The following is a 19,789-nucleotide window of genomic DNA, read 5'->3' on the forward strand; positions in this document are numbered from 1 at the left end:
CCGCGGGGTCGTAGTCTCCTGTCATGGCCAGATTCTTCGATGTCCACCCGCAGGACCCGCAGCCGCGTGCAGTGGGCCAGATCGTCGACATGCTGCAGCAGGGGGCGCTCATCGCCTACCCCACCGACTCCTGCTACGCCCTCGGCGCCCAACTCGGCAACCGCGACGCCCTGGACCGGATCCGGACCATCCGGCACCTGAACGACAAGCACCACTTCACCCTGATGTGCAGCAGCTTCGCCCAGCTGGGCCAGTTCGTGGAGATGGGCAACTCCGTCTTCCGCAGCCTGAAAGCCGCCACACCCGGGAGCTACACCTTCATCCTCAGGGCCACCCCCGAGGTCCCGCGTCGCCTGCTGCACCCGAAGAAGAAGACGGTGGGTGTGCGCATCCCGGACAACGCCGTCGTGCAGTCCCTGCTCTCGGCCCTCGGTGAACCGCTGCTCTCCACGACGCTGCTGTTGCCGGACGAGGAGGAACCCCTGACACAGGGGTGGGAGATCAAGGAGCGCCTGGACCACCAGGTTGACGCGGTGGTCGATTCCGGGGAATGCGGCACCGAACCGACCACGGTGGTCGACTTCTCCAGCGGGACCCCCGAGATCCTGCGGGTCGGCATGGGCGACTCCTCCCCCTTCGAATAGGACAAGGCACGACGGCGGTGCCCCCTGCCGGTCAGCGGAACGCCGGGGTGCCGGTGATGTGGTTGCCCAGGATAAGGGTGTGGACCTCGTCGGTGCCCTCGTAGGTGCGCACGGATTCCAGGTTATTCGCGTGCCGCAGCGGCGAATAATCCAGGGTGATGCCGTTGCCGCCGAGGATGGCGCGGGCGTCGCGGCAGATCTGGATGGCCTCGCGGCAGTTGTTGAGCTTGCCCACCGAGATCTGGACCGGTTGCAGGGTGCCGGCGCCCTTGAGGCGTCCGGTGTGGATGGCCAGCAGGGTGCCCTTCTGGATCTCCAGCAGCATGTCCACGAGTTTGGTCTGGGTGATCTGGTAGGCGGCCAGCGGCTTGTCGAACTGCATCCGCTCCTTCGAATACTCAAGTGCGGCCTCGTAGGAGTCGCGGGCGGCGCCCATGGCGCCCCAGATGATTCCGTAGCGGGCCTCGTTCAGGCAGGAGAACGGCCCACGCAGTCCCTTCGCCCCGGGCAGGATCGCGGTGGCGGGCAGGTGGACGCCGTCCAGGGTGATGTCGCATTGGATGGAGGCGCGCATCGAGAGCTTGGGTTCGATGACGGTGGCGGTGAACCCGGTGGTGTCGGTGGGGACCAGGAAGCCGCGCACCCCTGCCTCGGTCATGGCCCAGATGACGGCGATGTGGGCGATGGAGGCCAGGCCGATCCAGCGTTTGGTGCCGGTGAGGATCCAGGTCCCGTCGGGTTGTTCGGTGGCGGTGGTGGCCATGGAGGAGGGGTCGGATCCGGCGGTGGGTTCGGTGAGGCCGAAGCAGCCGATGATTTCGCCGGCCGCCATCCCGGGAAGGTAGGTGTTCTTCTGGTCCTCGGAGCCGAACTTGTGGATGGCCGACATGGCCAGGGAGCCCTGGACGGAGACGAAGGTGCGGATGCCGGAGTCTCCGGCTTCGAGTTCCATGGCGGCGATGCCGTATTCGACGGCCGTGCGTCCGGGGCAGCCGTAGCCGTGCAGGTGCATGCCCAGCAGGCCGAGCTGACCCATTTCTTGGGCGATCTCCACGGGGAAGTGGGCGTCCTCGTACCAGGAGGCGATGTTCGGTCGGATCCGGGCATCGACGAAACCCCGGACGGTGTCGCGCAGCTCGAGCTCGGCAGGGCTCAGCAGTCCGTCGAGGTCCAGTACGTCGGAGGTGGCTGCGTGCCCGGTCGGCGTCGATTGGCTCATTGTTGTCCTTTTCGCGGGTCTCGTCGACGGCGACGGCACGGCGCCGTCGCCCCTGCCGATCCTATGCAGAGAACAGACCTCGGGCCATCTCCACTCCGTCTCTCCGCCGCGCGAAACCAGCCGACGAGGGGACCACACAGCAGCGCGGCGGTGCATCTGCGCATCGGCTTCCCGGGTTGCTGGCAAGGACACAGGATGTCTCTTGACGCAGATGCCGTGGCGCGGCCGAGGGGTCCCTCGACGGAAATGGCCTCCCAGATCCGCTTTTTGACGACATGATGGATCTCATCGAGCGGGCCCTGGCTCCCGATACCGTCGTGTGTTGAACAACATCGCAGAAAGGCAAACAGAATGACTGAGCAGAATCTCTCCCCCCAGCGGAGCGGTCCCTCCTTGGAAGGACGCACGGCCATCGTGACCGGCGGTGCCAGCGGCATCGGGGAGGCCTGCGCACGATCCTTTGCCGAACGTGGAGCCCGCGTCACGGTGGCAGACCTCAATGCCGAGGCGGCGCAGAAGTTGGCTTCCGAAATCGGCGGCACGGCGTGGCCCCTGGACCTGAGCGATACCGCGGCACTGGAGGACCTGGAGATCGATGCCGACATCCTCGTCAACAACGCCGGCATCCAGCGCGTCGCACCCATCCACGAGTTCGCACCCGACGCGTGGCGGCTGATTCACCGGCTCATGCTCGAATCACCGTTCCTGCTGATCCGGGCCGTGCTGCCCGGCATGTACGAGCGCGGCTATGGACGGATCATCAACATCTCCTCGGTGCATGGACTGCGTGCCTCGGAGTTCAAGAGCGCCTACGTGGCCGCCAAACACGGGCTCGAGGGACTCTCCAAGGTGACGGCGCTGGAGGGCGCGACACACGGAGTCACGAGCAATTGCGTGAACCCCTCATATGTTCGTACCCCCTTGGTCGAAAAGCAGATCGCCGACCAGGCGCGGTTGCATGGCATCCCCGAATCGGAGGTTGTCGAAAAGATCATGTTGACGGAAAGCGCCGTCAAGAGGCTCGTGGAACCGCGGGAGGTCGCGTCCCTGGCAGCCTGGCTGGCTTCCGAGGATGCCGGCATGACCACCGGAGCTTCCTTCGCGATGGATGGTGGGTGGTCGGCACGTTGAGTAGCGTCCCATGCCGGGCCCCTCAGGCCAGGGGGTCGTCGCCCTCCGGGCGCTTCTGGTGGGCGCGCAGGTAGGCCCCCACCACGGCGGCCCCGAGGTCTCCGGCCTCCGGGGCCACGACGCGACCACCAATGCGCCGGGCGATGCGCTCGACGAAAACCTCCAGCCCCGGATCATCGCCGAGCCTGAAGAACGACGCCTGCGCCCCGGCTCTTCCGAGGCGGTCCAACTCACTGATGGTCAGGCGGATGGTCTCGGGTTCGGGCGGCCAGGAGAACCACGACCCGCCGTCCGCCAGGAGATGCGCTGTGGGTTCGCCATCGGTCACTGTCAGGAGAATGGGCTGCATGGAGGGATACTGCCGGAAGAAGCGGTTCGCCAGCAGCAGCGCGTGATGCAGGTTCGTCCCTTGTTCACGCCGCGCCGGAAGGGATATGAGGTCCCCGATATCCATGGTCTGTGCGTAGCGTCCAAAGGTGATCACCTGCAGCCGGTCCCCGCGGAAGCGCGTGGAGATGAGGTGGTGGAGGGCGAGGGCGGTGCGTTTCATCGGCACCCACCGCCCCTCCGCGGCCATCGAGAAGGACACATCCGCGAGCAGTGCGACGGCCGCCTGGGCCCGTGCCTCGGTTTCCGTGACCTCGATGTCCTCGGGTGCCAGGCGCAGCCCATGGAGTGCGTCCCCGCCTCCGGCCACGGTGCGTTGGATGGCATTGGTCATTGTCCGGGTGACGTCCCACGGCTCGGTGTCCCCGAATTGCCAGCTCCGGCTTGAACCAGTCAGGTCACCGAACGCCCCGGCACCGAGGGCCTCGTGGCTCCCTTGTCTGCCCGTCAGCTGGCGGGCGGCATCGTGCAAGAGTGATTTCCCGAGTCGACGCATGGCCCGCGGTGACACCCGGAGGTCGCCTTCGGCATCGCGCTGCAGGTATCCAGCGTCCTGCAGCGTCCGTTCGATGTCCGCCAGGGTGCGGGCGGAGGCTACGGCTTCGGGACCGAGCTGGCGGGCCAGCACCTCCAGGTCCAGGTCGTCCAGCCGGGATCCTTCATAGGACTGGGACAGCTGCTCCGACATCTGCTCGAGGTCGGCAAGGTCCTGCAGCACGCTCGTGCCGTCGCCCAGCCCCAGCCCCTCCTGGCCCTCGAAATGTTCGGCACCGGACCAGTCCTCCCCGGGGCGCAAGGCGCGCAAACTCGCAGCGAGCTCGTCCAACTGTGCCATCGTGTCGGGCGAGCCGAACGTCTGCGCCGACAATTGCATCAATTCATCGCGCTGTTCCGGGGACATGGACCGCATCATCCGTTGGGCGGCAGCCGATCGCGCTGCCAAAACGTCGACGAGTTCGTCGAGGGACTGCGGTTGCTCGGGGAACAAGCGGCCGTGACGCTCCATGAACTCCTCGAAGTCGGCATCGGTGTCCTCGCCGCGCCGGCGCTTGGCCAGTAGTGCGTTGAGATCGCGTAGCATCCCGTCCACTGCGGCACGATCCGCGTCCGTCGCATTCTCCAAGGCCTGTTTCATGCCGGCGAACCGCTGATCAAGGAGCTCGCGGCCCAACAAGTCCTTGATCTGCTCGTAGGCATCCCGGGCGGTCGTGGATTGCCACTCATAGGCGGCCAGCTCATTGACGGCAGCTGCGGTGGAGGGAGAGAGGTCCTGCAGCTGCATCTCACGGAAGGAGCGCTCGGTGTTGTCCATCGAGGCGTCCCGGGCGAGTTGCTTTCGTTCCTCGAGCACTGCCGTGTCCACGAGCCGCCGGACCTCGTTGAGCGTGCCATCCAGACGGTGGCGGCCCAGCAGTTCACGACGGCGCTGTTGGACGCGGCCGGCCAGGTCGTCGAGTCCTACACCCGTGCGCCCGCCACGGCGAAGGTATTCCTGGAGGGCCTGTCGGGGGGAATACCCTGCCATCACGTCCTCGGCCACCGCATCCAGCGCCTCCGCGAGGTCAACGGGTGGAGCCAGCGGATCCGGTCCGCCGATGTATCGGCCATAACGGGAGGAGCGGTTGCGGGCCACCATGTTGCTGCCTCTTTCCTGTCCCCTGCCTAGCCGTAGATCGTTTCGTCTTCGTCGGACTCCTTCGAGATCCGACGGGCCAAGAAGAGCCCCTCGAGGGCCAGCTCAATGGCGGCGGCACGTTGGCCCTCGTTGATGGCGCCGGCCCGGGCGGCCACCTCGTCGTACAGGGTCGATCCATCGAGGGAGGGCAGATTGGACAGGAACTCCTGTGCCGTGACCTGCTCCCCCGTCGTCACCGTGGTGAGTCCATCCAACGCCTCCACGAGGGGTCCGAAATCGAGGCCGCGGTAATGCAGGCGCACCGCATCGGCCGTCGATGTGCGGACCAGATGTTCCAGGATCGCCTGTTCGCGGCCCTCCTCACCGGATTCGAATTCGATCTTGCCCGAGAGCACGTCCACCGCGCTCTGCAGGTCTACGAGGCGCGCAACCGATTCGGACTCGCCCCGCAGGGCTGCGCGGCGCCGGGCCGCGGAGGCGACCGTCTCGGCCCCCGCGATGCCGAACCGCGCCGAGACGCCCGAGGTCTGGTTGATGGCCGGTGACAGCCTCAGGGCCCGCGTGTAGCGGGCCAGGATCTCCAGCATCACGGCCGGTACGTCGGCGACGAGCCGGGCTTCCTGCCGGATCACGGCCACCTCGTCCTCGAGGTCCTCCGGGTAGTGCGTGCGGATCTCGGCGCCGAAGCGGTCCTTCAGCGGCGTGATGATCCGTCCACGGTTGGTGTAATCCTCAGGGTTGGCAGAGGCCACGACCAGGACGTCCAGGGGCAGCCGGAGCACATAGCCACGGATCTGGATGTCACGCTCTTCCATGACATTGAGCATGGAAACCTGAATCCGCTCGGCCAGGTCGGGCAGTTCGTTGATGGCGATGATCCCGCGGTTGGCGCGCGGGACGAGGCCATAATGGATCGTCTCCGGATCGCCGAGGCGGCGGCCCTCGGCCACCCGCATCGGATCCACATCCCCGATCAGGTCGGCGACGGATGTATCGGGTGTGGCAAGTTTTTCCACATAGCGTTCCGATCGATGGCGCCATGCGATGGACAGTTGGTCCCCTTGTGAACGCCAGCGGACACAGGAGGCGTGCGTGATCGGCTCATAGGGGTGCTCGTTCAGTTCGGACCCCTCGATTACCGGAGACCATTCGTCGAGGAGGCCGACCAGGGTGCGGAGCAACCTGGTCTTGCCCTGTCCGCGCTCGCCGAGCAGCACCACGTCGTGCCCGGCGATCAACGCCCGTTCGAGTTGTGGAAGGACCGTGCGCCCGAATCCGTACATCCCCGGCCACGGATCCCGTCCCCCGGAGAGTGCATCCAGCAGGTTCGAACGGATTTCATGGCGCAGATCACGGCGCACATGGCCGGAGGCGCGCAGTCCAGCAAGGGTGGAGATATCGGGGCGATCACTCACGGTTCAACCGTAGTCCTCGGCTGTCAGGTAATCGAGGACCCGGGCAGACCATCCCTTCGGGATCAGGGGGACGGGTCTCCGCCGACGCTGAAGCCCGGGGCAACACGCCGGCGCCCGCGATGCCGGCAACCCTGCTGATCGTGGTGCGCCGTGGGGAAATGTCCGGAACAGGAACGGTCCTTCCCCGCCGGGTGCCAGGCTTCCAGCCATGCGAGCGGAGACGGAGGCCGCGGTGGAGCAGCGCCCCTCAGCGAGACGGGCTTTCGGCGCTACTTCACCTGCGCGATGATGGTCTCGGCGACCTCGCGCATGCTCAGACGGCGGTCCATCGAGGTTTTCTGGATCCAGCGGAAGGCCTCGGGCTCGGTCAGGCCCATCTTGGTGGTCAGGACCGACTTCGCGCGTTCGACGAGCTTGCGCGTGGCAAACTGGTCCTGCAGGTCCCCGACCTCCTTTTCCAGGGCGATGATCTCCTCATGTCGCGACATGGCGATCTCGATGGCCGGGATGAGATCGTTGGGGCTGAACGGCTTGACCACGTAGGCCATGGCCCCTGCTTCGCGTGCCCGCTCCACGAGCTCCTTCTGGCTGAAGGCGGTCAGCAGCACGACCGGCGCGATGCGTTCCTTGACAATGGCCTCCGCAGCAGAAATGCCATCCATGACGGGCATCTTCACATCCATGAGAACCAGGTCAGGACGGTGCTCTCGGACGAGCGCCACGGCTTTTTCGCCGTTGTCGGCTTCGCCGACGACCTCGAACCCTTCGCCCGTCAGGATCTCGACGATGTCCAGCCGGATGAGGGTTTCGTCTTCCGCGACAACTACCCGGCGTACGGGGGTCGACGTGGCCTCGGCTGCGGCGTCTGCCATGGTGGTGCTCCTAGCTCCCCGGGGAAAGGGGGCGGTGGGGTTCTCGGATTCAGGATCAAGCCTATCGGCATGTAGAGTTGTTTAGCGCAACGCATCCCTGTGATGTTTACCGGTCCTGGCGACCGGTCCCATCTGCAGGACCTCTTGCGGGCCCGAGTGGCGGAATGGCAGACGCACCGCACTCAAAATGCGGCGGGGAAACCCGTGTGGGTTCGAGTCCCACCTCGGGCACCAATGGGCCCCGGCTCTTGCACGGCAAGCGGCCGGGGCCCTCGCCGTTCCCCCAGCTGGTCCCCTCTGGCACGTATCCCGGGCGGTCGACCGGCCGTGGAACCAGCAGCGGTCTTGGCGGTGCCGGCGCACCGTTCCATCCGCAGGCCAAGGCCGACGCTTGCTTCCCGCTTCCACCGTCGGAGGCATGCGTGCTTCCCGGGCACCTTCGCCACCGAAAACTGCCCGTCGTGGAGCCGTCCCGAACCATGGCCATGGTCGGATTCCGCCATAAGGTCCTGACACGACCGGCAATCATCCGAGGAGAACCCCGCCCCCGTGCCGACGGACGCGAGGGCATAGTTCTGCACGTCGATCCCGGGGGGGGGACCGTCGCTTCGAGGCCAGCAGCGATCTCGCCCACGAGCGCAACGTGATTCTCCGGTGGAACGGCCCCGGTCCGGGACCTGCCGTCGGGATGGCGCACAGGCGGCGCGTTCGGTGGTGCGACCGCTTCCGGCACGGTGCCGGGGAACCCGCCCGGAACCCGCGCCACCATCAACGCGACCGCAGGTATGCCAGACATCAACCGGTAGACCAAATTACCCCTGGTGGCAGGCCCCACAACGGGCCGACACTCCTGGTCAAGGGGCGGATACGGTGAATCGCCTCGCGGTGCGCCTACCGAGCGAGTGACGCGAAGACCCCCGAGGCGGGCAAGCACCGATGCGCTTCCACCCGTTCGGGATCTTCGCCGGGTGAACCAGATCCGCGCAGTCCGACGACCTGACCGGACATTGCCAGCCCCGGCCGCCTTTGCGGCGGCCGGGCTAGTGGTCCTCGGCTGCCTGCTCCTTGGTGCGCCACGGGCCGACCTTTTCCTTGGACGGCAGCTGGTTCTTGCTGCCGTTGAGCAACTGCCCGGCGTCGGCGATGTCGCCCACGCGGTGGATGCGCAAGGAGTTGGTCGAACCGGCCTGCCCGGGAGGGGAGCCGGCGGCGATGACGACCAGGTCGTTGACGTCAGCCAGGCCCTCCTTCTGCAGCGCCTCGTCGACCTGGGCGGTCATCTTGTCCGTGTGGTCGGCGAAGGCCACCAGCCGGGGCTGGACCCCCCAGACCAACGTCATGATGTTGTACGTCTGTTTCAACGGGGTGAACCCGAGAACGGGCTTCGACGGCCGCAGGCGGGAGAGCCGGCGGGCCGAGTCACCCGACTGGGTGAAGGCAACGATGAACTTCGCGTCGAGCTGGTTCGCGATCTCCACTGCCGCCCGGGTGATGGCGCCGCCACGGGTGCGCGGTCGCGTGCCCAGCGGGGGGATGCGTTCCAGTCCGTGGTCCTCCGTGGCGGTGATGATGCGGGCCATCGTCTCGATGGTCTCGATCGGGTAGGCGCCCACCGAGGTCTCGCCGGAGAGCATGACGGCATCGGCGCCGTCGATGACCGCGTTGGCGCAGTCCGAGGCCTCGGCGCGGGTCGGCGTGGGCGAATCGATCATGGATTCCAGGACCTGAGTCGCAACGATCACCGGCTTGGCCCAGCGACGGGCCAGCTCCACGGCGCGCTTCTGCACCAGCGGGACCTGCTCCAGGGGCAGCTCGACGCCGAGGTCGCCGCGGGCGACCATGATGGAGTCGAACGCGTCGATGATCTCCTCGAGGTTGTCGACGGCCTGCGGCTTCTCGATCTTGGCGATGACCGGAAGGCGGCGGCCCTCCTCGTCCATGATCTCGTGCACGCGCTCGATGTCCGAGGCGTTGCGCACGAACGACAGGGCGATCATGTCGACGCCGGCCCGGAGAGCCCAGCGCAGGTCGTCCTCGTCCTTTTCGCTCAACGCGGGGACGTTGACGGCCACACCGGGCAGGTTGATGCCCTTGTTGTTGGACACCTCGCCGCCGGTGACGACCTCGGTGACGACCTGGCGGTCGTCGACCTCCACGGCCCGCAGTGCGACGCGGCCGTCGTTGACGAGCAGCCGGTCCCCGACCTCGACGTCCTGGGGCAGCCCCTTGAACGTGGTCGAGCAGATGTCCTTGGTGCCCTCGACGTCGTCGATGGTGATGGTGAACCGGTCACCCACGGCCAGCAGGTGCGGTCCGTCGGAGAAGCGTCCCAGCCGGATCTTCGGCCCCTGCAGGTCGGCGAAGACGCCGACCGGGCGCCCGAGCTTTTCGGAGGCCTGTCGGACGTTGGCCAGGTTTTCCGCGTGCGTCGAATACTCGCCGTGGCTCATGTTCAGCCGCGCCACGTCGACACCTGCCTGGATGGCCTGCAGCGTCTTTTCGAAGGTCCCAATGGCCGGCCCGAAAGTGGCCACAATCTTTGCGCGTCTCATACCGAAAGCCTATCCGCCTTTACTCGTCCGGAAGAGGGGTGCGGACGGATCCGCACCCCATCAGATCATGCCGATGGGCTGGTCGGTTGGCGCCACCGGGGCGGGCAGCCGGGTCTCACCCATCAGGTACTTGTCCACCGCGGCGGCACAGGAGCGCCCTTCCGCGATGGCCCACACGATCAGCGACTGTCCGCGTCCGGCATCGCCGGCAGCAAACACGCCGGGCGTGTTGGTCATGTAGTAACCGTCACGGGCGACGTTGCCCCGGTCATCAAAATCGATCCCGGCCTGTTCATCCAGGCCGGCGGGTTCCGGCCCGGTGAAGCCCAGGGCCAGCAGCACGAGGTCGGCGGGAATCACGCGCTCCGTCCCGGCCTGGGGCCGACGGGCACCGTCAACGAATTCCGTTTCCGAAACCATGACGCCGGTCACACGACCGTCCTCTCCAAGGAACTCTACCGTAGATGCGAGATACGTGCGTTCACCGCCTTCCTCATGGGCCGAAGCCACCTCGAACAACGTCGGGAACATCGGCCAAGGCTGGTGCACCGGCCGCTCCCCCGGAGGCTGCTTGCCGATCGCCAGCGTGGTCACGGACGCGGCACCCTGGCGGTGCGCGGTGCCGATGCAGTCGGCACCGGTGTCACCGCCGCCGAGGATGACGACGTGCTTGCCTTCCGCGTTGATGAGCCCGGGGTCCGACTGCCCGGCCACGGCCCGGTTGGAGGGAACAAGGTAGTCCATCGCGAACTCCACGCCGTCCAGCTCCCGGCCCGGGATGGGCAGGTCACGGGGCATGGTGGCACCGGTGGCGACCACGACGGCGTCGTATCGGCGCCGCAGCTGCTCCCAGGAGATGTCCCGCCCGAGTTCCACGTTGGTGCGGAAGCGGGTTCCCTCGGCACGCATCTGCTCCAGCCGGCGCTCCAGCACGTGCTTTTCCATCTTGAAGTCCGGGATGCCGTAGCGCAGCAGCCCGCCAATGGCGTCGTCCCGCTCGTAGACCGCAACGGTGTGCCCGGCGCGGGTGAGCTGCTGGGCCGCGGCCAGGCCGGCCGGGCCGGACCCGACGATCGCGACCGTCTGGTCGGTATGGCGTTCGGCGGGGATCGGGACGACGGAGCCGTCCTCGAAGGCCTGCTCGGCGATGGAGACCTCGACCTGCTTGATGGTCACCGCCGGCTGGTTGATGCCCAGCACGCAGGAGCTCTCGCACGGGGCCGGGCACAGCCGCCCGGTGAATTCCGGGAAGTTGTTGGTCTCGTGCAGCCGGTCGGCGGCCTCGGCCCGCCGGCCCTGCCAGGTCAGGTCGTTCCACTCGGGGATGAGGTTGCCCAGCGGGCAGCCCTGGTGGCAGAACGGGATCCCGCAGTCCATGCAGCGCGAGGCCTGCTCCTTCAGGACGTCGTCCTGCTGGCGTTCATGGACTTCCCGGTAGTCCAGGATGCGCACCGGCACCGGGCGGCGCGGCGGGGTCACCCGTTCGGTGATGGTCAGGAATCCGCGGGGATCAGCCATGGTGTGCCTCCAAAATCCGGGTCCAGACGGCATCGCCGTCGGGATCGAGTCCTTCACGTTCGGCGTCCTGCAGGGTCGCCAGCACCGCTGCGTAGTTCGCGGGCACGACGGCGGTGATGCGGGCCGCCGTGTCGGGGAAGTCGAGCAGCAACGCGGCGGCCAGCGTGGAGCCGGTCTCCTCGGCGTGCCGGGTCAGCAGCGTCTTGACGATGTCCCGGTCGGTGGCATCCAGAGCGCGCAGGTGCAGTTCCCCGCCCTCCAGTGCCTGCCGGTTGAAGGCACCGCGGTCGGCGTCGAGCAGGTAGGCCATGCCGCCGGACATGCCGGCACCGAAGTTGCGCCCGGTCGGGCCCAGCACCAGGGCCGTGCCGCCGGTCATGTACTCGCAGCCGTGGTCCCCGATGCCCTCGACGACCGCTGTGGCCCCGGAATTGCGGACCAGGAAGCGCTCGCCGACGACCCCGCGCAGGAACAGCTCCCCGCTGGTGGCCCCGTAGCCGATCACGTTCCCGGCCACCACGTTCTGCTCGGCCACCAGCCGGCTGGACCGGCCGGGGCGCACGATCACGCGCCCGCCGGAAAGCCCCTTGCCCACGTAGTCGTTCGCGTCGCCGTTCAGCCGCAAGGTGATGCCGGCGGGCAGGAAGGCCCCCAGCGATTGGCCGGCGTTGCCTGAGAGGGTCACGTCGATGGTGTCGGTCGCCAATTCCTCGATGCCGAACCGCCGGGTGACCTCGTGCCCGAGCATCGTGCCGACCGACCGGTCCGTGTTCACCACGTCCAGGCAGATGCGCACCGGTGCCCGGCCCTGCAGGGCCTCGGTGCTGAGCTCGATGAGCCGGTTGTCGAAGTGCGCCTCCAGCTGGTGGTCCTGCGGGACCAGGTTCCGCACCGGGGCGTCCCCGCCGACGGAGTCGTCAAGCACGGGCGCAAGGTCCAGGCCCTCGGTCTTCCAGTGCCGGATCGCCTCGGCGGTGTCCAGCAGGTGTGCCTGCCCGATGGCCTCCTCGATGCTGCGCAACCCCAGCGAGGCCAGCAGCTCGCGCACCTCCTGGGCCAGGAACTCGAAGAAGTTGACCACGAATTCCGGCTTGCCGGTGAAGCGCGAGCGCAGCACCGGGTTCTGCGTGGCCACGCCCACCGGACAGGTGTCCAGGTGGCAGACCCGCATCATGATGCAGCCGGAGACCACCAACGGGGCGGTCGCGAAGCCGAATTCCTCGGCCCCGAGCAGCGCGGCGATGACGACGTCGCGGCCGGTCTTCAGCTGCCCGTCGACCTGCACGACCACGCGGTCGCGCAGCCCGTTCAGCCGCAGCGTCTGCTGGGCCTCGGCCAGCCCGAGCTCCCAGGGGGCCCCGGCGTGCTTGAGCGAGTTCAGCGGCGAGGCACCGGTTCCGCCGTCGTGCCCCGAGACGAGCACGACGTCGGCATGGGCCTTGGTCACGCCGGCCGCCACCGTGCCGATCCCGATCCCCGAGACCAGCTTCACGTGCACGCGGGCCCGCGGGTTCGCCCGTTTGGCATCGTGGATCAACTGGGCCAGGTCCTCGATCGAGTAGATGTCGTGGTGCGGCGGCGGGGAAATCAGCCCGACGCCCGGGGTCGAGTGCCGGGTGCGCGCCACCCACGGGTAGACCTTCTGGCTCATCAGCTGGCCGCCCTCGCCGGGCTTGGCGCCCTGGGCCATCTTGATCTGGATGTCGTCGGCCTGGGTCAGGTACAGGCTGGTCACCCCGAAGCGGCCGGAGGCGATCTGCTTGACGGCCGAACGGCGTTCGGGGTCCAGCAGCCGGTCGACGTCCTCCCCGCCCTCGCCGGTGTTCGACTTGCCGCCGAGCCGGTTCATGGCGATCGCCAGCGTCTCGTGGGCCTCCTGGGAGATGGAGCCGTAGCTCATCGCCCCGGTGGCGAAGCGCTTGACGATCTCCGAGACCGGCTCGACCTCGTCGATCGGGACCGGTGCGCGGACCCCGGTCTTGAGCTTGAGCAGCCCGCGCAGGGTCATCAGCTCGCGGGACTGGTCGTCGATGCCCCGGGTGTAGGCCTGGAAGATGTCGTAGCGGCGCTCGCGCGTGGCGTGCTGCAGGCGGAACACCGTCTCCGGGTTGAACAGGTGGGCCGGCCCGTCGCGGCGCCATTGGTACTCGCCGCCGGTCTCGAGGCGCTTGTGCGGTTCCTCGACCCCGTCTGCGGGGTAGGCGAAGCGGTGCCGGGCGGCCGTTTCCGCGGCGATGACCTCCAGCCCGACCCCTCCCAGCGGGGAGTGGGTCCCGGTGAAGTACTGGTCGATCACCTGGGCCGAAAGGCCGAGCGCGTCGAAGGTCTGGGCCCCGCAGTAGGAGGCCACCGTGGAGATCCCCATCTTCGACATGATCTTCAGCACCCCCTTGCCCAGCGCCTTGATCAGGTTGCGGTGGGCCGCCGCGACGTCGACGCCATCGAGGATGCCGGCCTCGGCCATCTCCTCGACGGTCTCCAGGGCCAGGTAGGGGTTGACCGCCGAGGCCCCGTAGCCGATGAGCACGGCCACATGGTGGACCTCGCGGACGTCGCCGGCCTCGATGACCAGCGACGTCTTGGTCCGGTTGGCGCTGCGCAGCAGGTGGTGGTGGACCGCCGAGGTCAGCAGCAACGACGGGATCGGCGCCCATTGGGCGTTCGAGTCGCGGTCGGAGAGCACCAAGTACTTCACCCCGCGGTTGATCGCGGCGGAGACCTGTTCGCAGATCTCCTGCAGGCGGTTCTTCAGTTCCTCCGCGCCGCCATCGGCGCGGTACAGGCCGCGGACCTTCAGCGAGGCCTTGGCGCCATCCGGCGTGCGGATGTTGGCGATCTTGGCCAGTTCGTCGTTGGTGATGACCGGGAAGTCCAGGGCCACGTGGCGGCTGCCGACCTGCGACAGGTCCAGCAGGTTGCCGTCGGGCCCGATGGAGGTCGACATGCTGGTGACCAGTTCCTCGCGGATGGAGTCCAGCGGCGGGTTGGTGACCTGGGCGAAGGACTGCACGAAGTAGTCGAACAGCAGGCGGGGCCGCTGCGAGAGCACCGCGATCGGGGTGTCGGTGCCCATGGCGCCGAGCGGTTCGGCCCCGGTGCGGGCCATCGGGGCGAGCAGGATGCGCTTCTCCTCCTCGGTGTAGCCGAAGGTGCGCTGGCGCAGCTGGACGGAGGCGGGGTTGTGCGTGACGTGCTCGCGCTCGGGCAGGTCCGCCAGCGAGATGAGGTTCTCCCGGACCCAGTCGCGCCAGGGGTTGGCGGCGGCGACCTCGGCCTTGATCTCCTCGTCCTCGACGATGCGCCCGGCGTCGGTGTCGACCAGGAACATCCGGCCCGGCGAGACCCGGCCCTTGCGCACGATGCGCTCCTCGGGGATGTCCAGCACGCCGACCTCGGAGGCCAGGACGACCAGGCCCTCGTCGGTGACCCAGTAGCGGGCCGGGCGCAGGCCGTTGCGGTCGAGCACCGCCCCGGCCAGGCGGCCATCGGTGAAGGAGACGGCCGCCGGGCCGTCCCAGGGTTCCATGAGCATCGAGTGGTACCGGTAGAAGGCCCTGCGGTCCTCGTCCATGGTGGTGTGGTTTTCCCACGCTTCGGGGATCATCATCATGATCGCGTGGGTCAGCGGCCGCCCGGAGAGCATGAGCAGCTCGGCGACCTCGTCGAACGAGGCGGAGTCGGAGGCACCGGGGGTGCAGATCGGGAACAGCTCCTCGGGGTCCTCCCCGAGCAACGGGGCGGCCAGCTGGGACTGGCGGGCCCGCATCCAGTTGCGGTTGCCGCGCACCGTGTTGATCTCCCCGTTGTGGGCGATGGTGCGGAACGGCTGGGCCAGCGGCCAGGAGGGGAAGGTGTTCGTGGAGAACCGGGAGTGGACGATCGCCAGCACGCTGGCGAAGCGTGGATCCGACAGGTCCGGGAAGAAGGGTTCGAGCTGGGCGGTGGTGAGCATGCCCTTGTAGACGATGGTCCGGGAGGACAGCGAGGGGAAGTACACGCCGAGCTTGTTCTGGGCGCGCTTGCGCAACCGGAACGCCCGGGCGTCGAGTTCGGCGGTGCCGGTGTCCTCGCCGCCCGCCGGGGTGATGAACAGCTGGACCAGGCGCGGCATGCAGGAGCGGGCCATGGCGCCGATGAGGCCCTCGGTGATCGGGACCTCGCGCCAGCCCAGGACCTCCAGGTCCTGCTGGGCGGCCAGGTCCTCGATGCCGGCGCGGGTGGCGGCCTCCGCTGCCGGGTCGTCCGGCAGGAAGGCGGTTCCGGCGGCGTACCGGCCGGCGGCCGGGAGGTCGAAGCCGACCACGGCCCGGAAGAAGGCGTCGGGCAGCTGGGTCAGGATCCCGGCGCCGTCGCCGGAGCCTTCGTCGGCTCCGACCGCGCCGCGGTGTTCGAGGTTGCGCAGTGCGCGCAGTGCGTTGTCCACGATCTGGTGCGTGGGCCTGCCGTGCAAGGTGGCCACCATGGCCAGCCCGCAGGCGTCCTTTTCCTGCTCGGGGTGGTACAGGCCCTGGGCCTCGGGTAGTGCCGAATAGCGGGTGAAGGGCGAGGTCACGTCCCCGCCTTGGACTCGCGAGGCATTCTGCTGGTCTCCAGTCAGGTTCATGGGGTCCTCTCAATCAGGAAGGGCGCGGTGCCGTCGAAGACGACGGGCACCGCCGGCGCAGGCAGGTGTCCTGAAGGTCGGTGAACCGGGGGTGTGGAGCAACATGGCCTTCAGCCGGCCGGGGGGTCGATGCCTGGGATCGCGCATCGTGGCCGGGCCGGTGTGTCCACGTCGTCGTGAAGGGCAGCCGCGTCCATTCGTGGTGGCCGGTGGGGCTGCATGGGCTGCTCCCCGACCGCGGGCGGATCGTGCGAACAACGTAAAGGGAGATTAGCACCCCCGCGTCCAGCAACCGGGGCCGGAAACATAACGTTTACATATGACGGCCCATTGTGTCGCGGCCTGCGGAAGGGCGGTTCTCGGGGCAGGCCGGTTCCAGGGCAGGCAGCTGCGGGGCCCCGCACAGGACAGCGAACGACGGCGGGGCGCCCCGCCGTCGTCCGCTGTTCCCAGCTGCGCGCCGGTGTCCCCCGGCGCGGGTGCTCAGGCGCGGGCCGGGGAGGCGCCGCGGCCGCTGAGTTCCGCGGCGAGGGCCGCCACGGCTTCGACGCCGCCGTCGCGCAGGGCGGCGACCAGGGCCGTGCCGACGATGACGCCGTCGGCGTACTCGCCGATCTCGCGCACGTGCTCGGCCTTCGAGACGCCCAGGCCGACGCAGGCCCGGGGTGCCCCGGCCGCGTGGGCGGCCTCGACGACGGCCCGGGCCGCGGAGGAGACGGAGGTGCGGGCCCCGGTGACGCCCATGACGGACACGCAGTACACGAAGCCGCGGCTGGCCTGGACCGTGGTGTGCATGCGCTCGGGGGTGGAGCTGGGGGCGACGAGGAAGATGCGTTCCAGGCCGTGCTTGTCCGAGGCGACGATCCATTCGGCGGCCTCGTCGGGGACGAGGTCCGGGGTGATCAGGCCTGCTCCCCCGGCCTCTGCCAGGCGGCGGGAGAACTCGTCGACCCCCATCCGCATGACGGGGTTCCAGTACGTCATCACCAGCACGGCGGCATCGCAGCGTTCGGTGATGCCGCGCACGACGTCGAAGACCTGGGCGACGCGGAAGCCCTGCGCCAGGGACTGGACGGTGGCGGCCTGGATGACGGAGCCGTCCATCACGGGGTCCGAGTAGGGGATGCCGATCTCGATGACGTCGGCACCGTTCTCGGCCACGGCGACGGCGGCGTCGATGGTGGTCTGCACGTCCGGGAAACCGGCGGGCAGGTAGGCGACCAGGGCGGGTCGGCCCTGGCTGCGGGCGCGTTCGATGGCGGCCTCGGAGCTCATGCGGTTCACTGGGCCTGCCCTTCGTCGTCGATGATGTCGAACCATTCGGCGGCGGTTCCCACGTCCTTGTCGCCGCGGCCCGAGAGATTCACGATGACGATCTTCTCCTGGGGGTCCCCACCGGCTTCGGCCAGCTTCCGGCCGACCCGCAGCGCCCCGGCGAGGGCGTGGGCGGATTCGATGGCCGGGATGATGCCCTCGGTGCGGCAGAGCAGGCTGAACGCGTCCATCGCCTCGGCATCGGTGACCGGCTCGTAGGTGACCCGCCCGATGTCGTGCAGGTAGGAGTGCTCCGGGCCGACGCCCGGGTAGTCCAGACCGGCGGAGATGGAGTGCGATTCGATGGTCTGGCCGTCCTCGTCCTGCATGAGGTAGCTCCGGGCACCGTGCAGAACCCCGGGGCGGCCCAGGGTGATGGTCGCGGCGTGGCGTTCGGTATCGACGCCGTCGCCGCCGGCCTCGAAGCCGTAGATGGCCACCGAGGGGTCGTCGAGGAAGCCGTGGAAGATGCCGATGGCGTTGGAGCCGCCGCCAATGCAGGCGCACACGGCGTCGGGCAGCCTGCCGGTCTGCGCCAGGATCTGCTCGCGGGCCTCCTCGCCGATGACCTCGTGGAAGTACCGGACCATGGCGGGGAACGGGTGGGCGCCGGCGGCTGTGCCGAGCAGGTAGTGGGTGGTCCCCACGTTGGCCACCCAGTCGCGCAGCGCCTCGTTGATGGCGTCCTTCAGCGTTTGGGATCCGACGGTCACGGGGACGACCTCGGCGCCGAGCAGCTTCATGCGGGCCACGTTCAGGGCCTGGCGGCGGGTGTCCTCGGCTCCCATGTAGACCACGCATTCCAGGCCTAGCAGGGCAGCGGCGGTGGCGCTGGCCACGCCGTGCTGGCCGGCGCCGGTTTCCGCGATGATGCGGGTCTTGCCCATGCGCTTGGCCAGCAGGGCCTGGCCGAGCACGTTGTTGATCTTGTGGCTGCCGGTGTGGTTGAGGTCCTCTCGTTTGAGGAAGACCCGCACGCCCCCGGCGTGTTCGGAGAAGCGCTTGGCCTCGGTCAGCAGCGAGGGCCGGCCCGAGTAGTTGCGGTTCAGGTCGTTGACCTCGGCGATGAATTCCGGATCGGCCTTGGCCTTCTCGAACGTGTCGTTGAGCTCGTCGAGGGCGGCGATCAGGGATTCGGGCATCCAGCGGCCACCGAAATCGCCGAAGTAGGGTCCGGGTGCGTGGCGCAGGCTCGGTTGGCCGGCCAGGAAGGCGTCGGCGGGCTGCCCGGCCGTTGGCGCGGGGTCTTCTGGGGTCTGGCTCATGCGGGGCCGTCCTTTGCTGCTGGCGGGGTGGATGGCGGTTCGGTGGACTTGGTCAGCGCCCGCGTGGGGGCTTGGCCGCGCTGCCGGCCTCGATGAAGGTGCGCAGGGCGGCGACCGGGTCGTTGTCCTTGACCAGCGCTTCCCCGACCAGGACGGCGTCGGCTCCATGCGAACCGTAGAGGGCGACGTCGTTGCTGTCCCGGATGCCGGATTCGGCGACGATGACCACGGAGTCCGGGATGGACCCGGCCAGCCGGGCGAAGTTCTCCCGGTCGACGTCGAGGGTCTTGAGGTTGCGCACGTTCACGCCGATGATGCGGGCCCCGACGCGCAGGGCGCGCTCGATTTCCTCGTCCGTGTGGGTCTCCACGAGCGCGTTCATGCCCAGGTCGTGCGTCAGGTCCAGGAACGCGGAGAGCTCGTGGTCGTCCAGGGCCGCGACGATGAGCAGGACCAGGTCGGCCCCGTGGGCCCGGGCCTCGTGGATCTGGTAGGCGTCCACGGTGAAGTCCTTGCGCAGCAGCGGCAGGTCAACTGCGGCGCGTACTGCGTCGAAGTCCGCCAGCGACCCGCCGAAGCGGCGCTGTTCGGTCAGCACGGAAATGGCGGTGGCCCCGCCCTCGCGGTACTGGCGGGCCAGCTCCGCGGGTTCCGGGATGTCGGCCAGCGACCCCTTGGAGGGGCTGCGGCGCTTGACCTCGGAAATCACCCGCAGCGTCGCGTCGCGCTGGGACTGGTCGGCATGTCCGCCCAGGGCCGCGTAGGCATCGCGGGCCGGCGGTGCCGCCTGGGCGCGGGCCCGGATGGCCGCATCGCCCACCTGCAGGCGGCGTTCGTGCAGGTCCTCGCGAACGCCGGTGATGATGTCCTCGAGAACGGTCACGCCTAGTGGCCGTCGTTGTTCGACCGGTGGCCGCCGACGCCGAAGCCGGCCTTGCGCATGACGCCGCCGACAATCAGGCCGACGATGATGACGGCGATGCCGATGTAGACGCCGATAGGCGCGTGCAGGGCGAAGGCGATGCAGCTGACGAGCGAGCCGATGAGCATGATCGCCACGGCCGTCCAGGCCGCGACGCTGTTGCCGTGTCCGACGGGTTCGCTCAGAACCGGGTCCAGCCCCTGTGCGTTCTGGGCGGTCGCGTTGCTTGCCATGATTTTTCTACTCCTCGGTGCCTCAGGTATCCCGGTTGTACCGGGCCAAACTGTCTTCTATTCTGCCATTGTTTTGGC

At 68.5% G+C, this 19,789-nt stretch carries 13 protein-coding genes and 1 tRNA gene; 3 read left to right on the top strand and 11 right to left on the bottom strand.

The features are described 5' to 3' along the window. Positions 1-23 precede the first annotated feature (23 nt). Entirely contained in the window at positions 24-644 is a 621-nt protein-coding gene (locus AB8M85_RS05440) for an L-threonylcarbamoyladenylate synthase (RefSeq protein ID WP_372697773.1), read from the top strand. Positions 645-675: 31 nt separating this feature from the next. On the opposite strand, the gene AB8M85_RS05445 is transcribed toward AB8M85_RS05440, so the two are convergent. Further along, on the bottom strand, positions 676-1,863 hold the full coding sequence (locus AB8M85_RS05445; protein ID WP_372697774.1) for an acyl-CoA dehydrogenase family protein: 1,188 nt from the start codon (positions 1,861-1,863) through the stop codon (positions 676-678). A 351-nt stretch (positions 1,864-2,214) separates the two neighbouring features. Here AB8M85_RS05445 and AB8M85_RS05450 point away from each other — a divergent pair, with 351 nt between their 5' ends. Then, positions 2,215-2,994 carry a 3-hydroxybutyrate dehydrogenase gene (locus tag AB8M85_RS05450; protein WP_372697775.1) on the top strand — a complete coding sequence of 260 codons (780 nt, stop codon included), beginning with the start codon at positions 2,215-2,217 and terminating at the stop codon, positions 2,992-2,994. Positions 2,995-3,016: 22 nt separating this feature from the next. On the opposite strand, the gene AB8M85_RS05455 is transcribed toward AB8M85_RS05450, so the two are convergent. The 3 genes from AB8M85_RS05455 to AB8M85_RS05465 form a co-directional block, all read right to left on the bottom strand. Further along, positions 3,017-5,017 carry a VWA domain-containing protein gene (locus tag AB8M85_RS05455; protein ID WP_372697776.1) on the bottom strand — a complete coding sequence of 667 codons (2,001 nt, stop codon included), beginning with the start codon at positions 5,015-5,017 and terminating at the stop codon, positions 3,017-3,019. Positions 5,018-5,043: 26 nt separating this feature from the next. Next, positions 5,044-6,432, bottom strand: a complete 1,389-nt coding sequence (locus tag AB8M85_RS05460) for a sigma 54-interacting transcriptional regulator (protein WP_372697777.1) — start codon at positions 6,430-6,432, stop codon at positions 5,044-5,046. 269 nt (positions 6,433-6,701) lie between these two features. After that, the gene (locus AB8M85_RS05465) at positions 6,702-7,304 is read right to left on the bottom strand and encodes an ANTAR domain-containing response regulator (RefSeq protein ID WP_372697778.1); all 603 of its coding nucleotides are present in this window, start codon (positions 7,302-7,304) and stop codon (positions 6,702-6,704) included. Between the two features lie 150 nt (positions 7,305-7,454). Between AB8M85_RS05465 and AB8M85_RS05470 the strand changes: the two genes are divergently transcribed. Continuing rightward, positions 7,455-7,538 (top strand) — tRNA-Leu (locus AB8M85_RS05470). A gap of 806 nt (positions 7,539-8,344) precedes the next feature. On the opposite strand, the gene pyk is transcribed toward AB8M85_RS05470, so the two are convergent. The 7 genes from pyk to AB8M85_RS05505 form a co-directional block, all read right to left on the bottom strand. Continuing rightward, a complete protein-coding gene (pyk, locus tag AB8M85_RS05475) occupies positions 8,345-9,856 on the bottom strand; it encodes a pyruvate kinase (RefSeq protein ID WP_372697779.1) in 1,512 nt (503 codons plus the stop codon). 60 nt (positions 9,857-9,916) lie between these two features. Next, positions 9,917-11,374: a glutamate synthase subunit beta gene (locus AB8M85_RS05480; RefSeq protein WP_372697780.1), complete on the bottom strand. Its 1,458-nt coding sequence runs from the start codon at positions 11,372-11,374 to the stop codon at positions 9,917-9,919. Beyond that, positions 11,367-15,977 carry a glutamate synthase large subunit gene (gene gltB / locus AB8M85_RS05485; protein WP_372697781.1) on the bottom strand — a complete coding sequence of 1,537 codons (4,611 nt, stop codon included), beginning with the start codon at positions 15,975-15,977 and terminating at the stop codon, positions 11,367-11,369. The genes AB8M85_RS05480 and gltB overlap by 8 nt, the downstream gene beginning before the upstream one ends. Positions 15,978-16,460: 483 nt before the next feature. After that, positions 16,461-17,252 carry a tryptophan synthase subunit alpha gene (trpA, locus tag AB8M85_RS05490; protein ID WP_372698526.1) on the bottom strand — a complete coding sequence of 264 codons (792 nt, stop codon included), beginning with the start codon at positions 17,250-17,252 and terminating at the stop codon, positions 16,461-16,463. 5 nt (positions 17,253-17,257) lie between these two features. After that, entirely contained in the window at positions 17,258-18,556 is a 1,299-nt protein-coding gene (trpB, locus tag AB8M85_RS05495) for a tryptophan synthase subunit beta (RefSeq protein ID WP_372697782.1), read from the bottom strand. Between the two features lie 52 nt (positions 18,557-18,608). Next, on the bottom strand, positions 18,609-19,439 hold the full coding sequence (trpC, locus tag AB8M85_RS05500; protein WP_372697783.1) for an indole-3-glycerol phosphate synthase TrpC: 831 nt from the start codon (positions 19,437-19,439) through the stop codon (positions 18,609-18,611). A gap of 2 nt (positions 19,440-19,441) precedes the next feature. Then, positions 19,442-19,711, bottom strand: a complete 270-nt coding sequence (locus AB8M85_RS05505) for an HGxxPAAW family protein (RefSeq protein WP_372697784.1) — start codon at positions 19,709-19,711, stop codon at positions 19,442-19,444. Positions 19,712-19,789 lie beyond the last annotated feature (78 nt).

The sequence above is a fragment of the Arthrobacter sp. JSM 101049 genome (assembly GCF_041679245.1).
Taxonomy (GTDB): Bacteria; Actinomycetota; Actinomycetes; order Actinomycetales; family Micrococcaceae; genus Arthrobacter_H.

Bases quoted from the DNA above. Each gene is read 5' to 3' on its own strand.
- AB8M85_RS05505 (WP_372697784.1), bottom strand. From the start codon at position 19,711: ATGGCAAGCAACGCGACCGCCCAGAACGCACAGGGGCTGGACCCGGTT.
- trpB (WP_372697782.1), bottom strand. From the start codon at position 18,556: ATGAGCCAGACCCCAGAAGACCCCGCGCCAACGGCCGGGCAGCCCGCC.
- AB8M85_RS05440 (WP_372697773.1), top strand. From the start codon at position 24: ATGGCCAGATTCTTCGATGTCCACCCGCAGGACCCGCAGCCGCGTGCA.
- AB8M85_RS05450 (WP_372697775.1), top strand. From the start codon at position 2,215: ATGACTGAGCAGAATCTCTCCCCCCAGCGGAGCGGTCCCTCCTTGGAA.
- AB8M85_RS05455 (WP_372697776.1), bottom strand. From the start codon at position 5,017: ATGGTGGCCCGCAACCGCTCCTCCCGTTATGGCCGATACATCGGCGGA.
- trpA (WP_372698526.1), bottom strand. From the start codon at position 17,252: ATGAGCTCCGAGGCCGCCATCGAACGCGCCCGCAGCCAGGGCCGACCC.
- pyk (WP_372697779.1), bottom strand. From the start codon at position 9,856: ATGAGACGCGCAAAGATTGTGGCCACTTTCGGGCCGGCCATTGGGACC.
- gltB (WP_372697781.1), bottom strand. From the start codon at position 15,977: ATGAACCTGACTGGAGACCAGCAGAATGCCTCGCGAGTCCAAGGCGGG.
- AB8M85_RS05465 (WP_372697778.1), bottom strand. From the start codon at position 7,304: ATGGCAGACGCCGCAGCCGAGGCCACGTCGACCCCCGTACGCCGGGTA.
- AB8M85_RS05445 (WP_372697774.1), bottom strand. From the start codon at position 1,863: ATGAGCCAATCGACGCCGACCGGGCACGCAGCCACCTCCGACGTACTG.
- AB8M85_RS05480 (WP_372697780.1), bottom strand. From the start codon at position 11,374: ATGGCTGATCCCCGCGGATTCCTGACCATCACCGAACGGGTGACCCCG.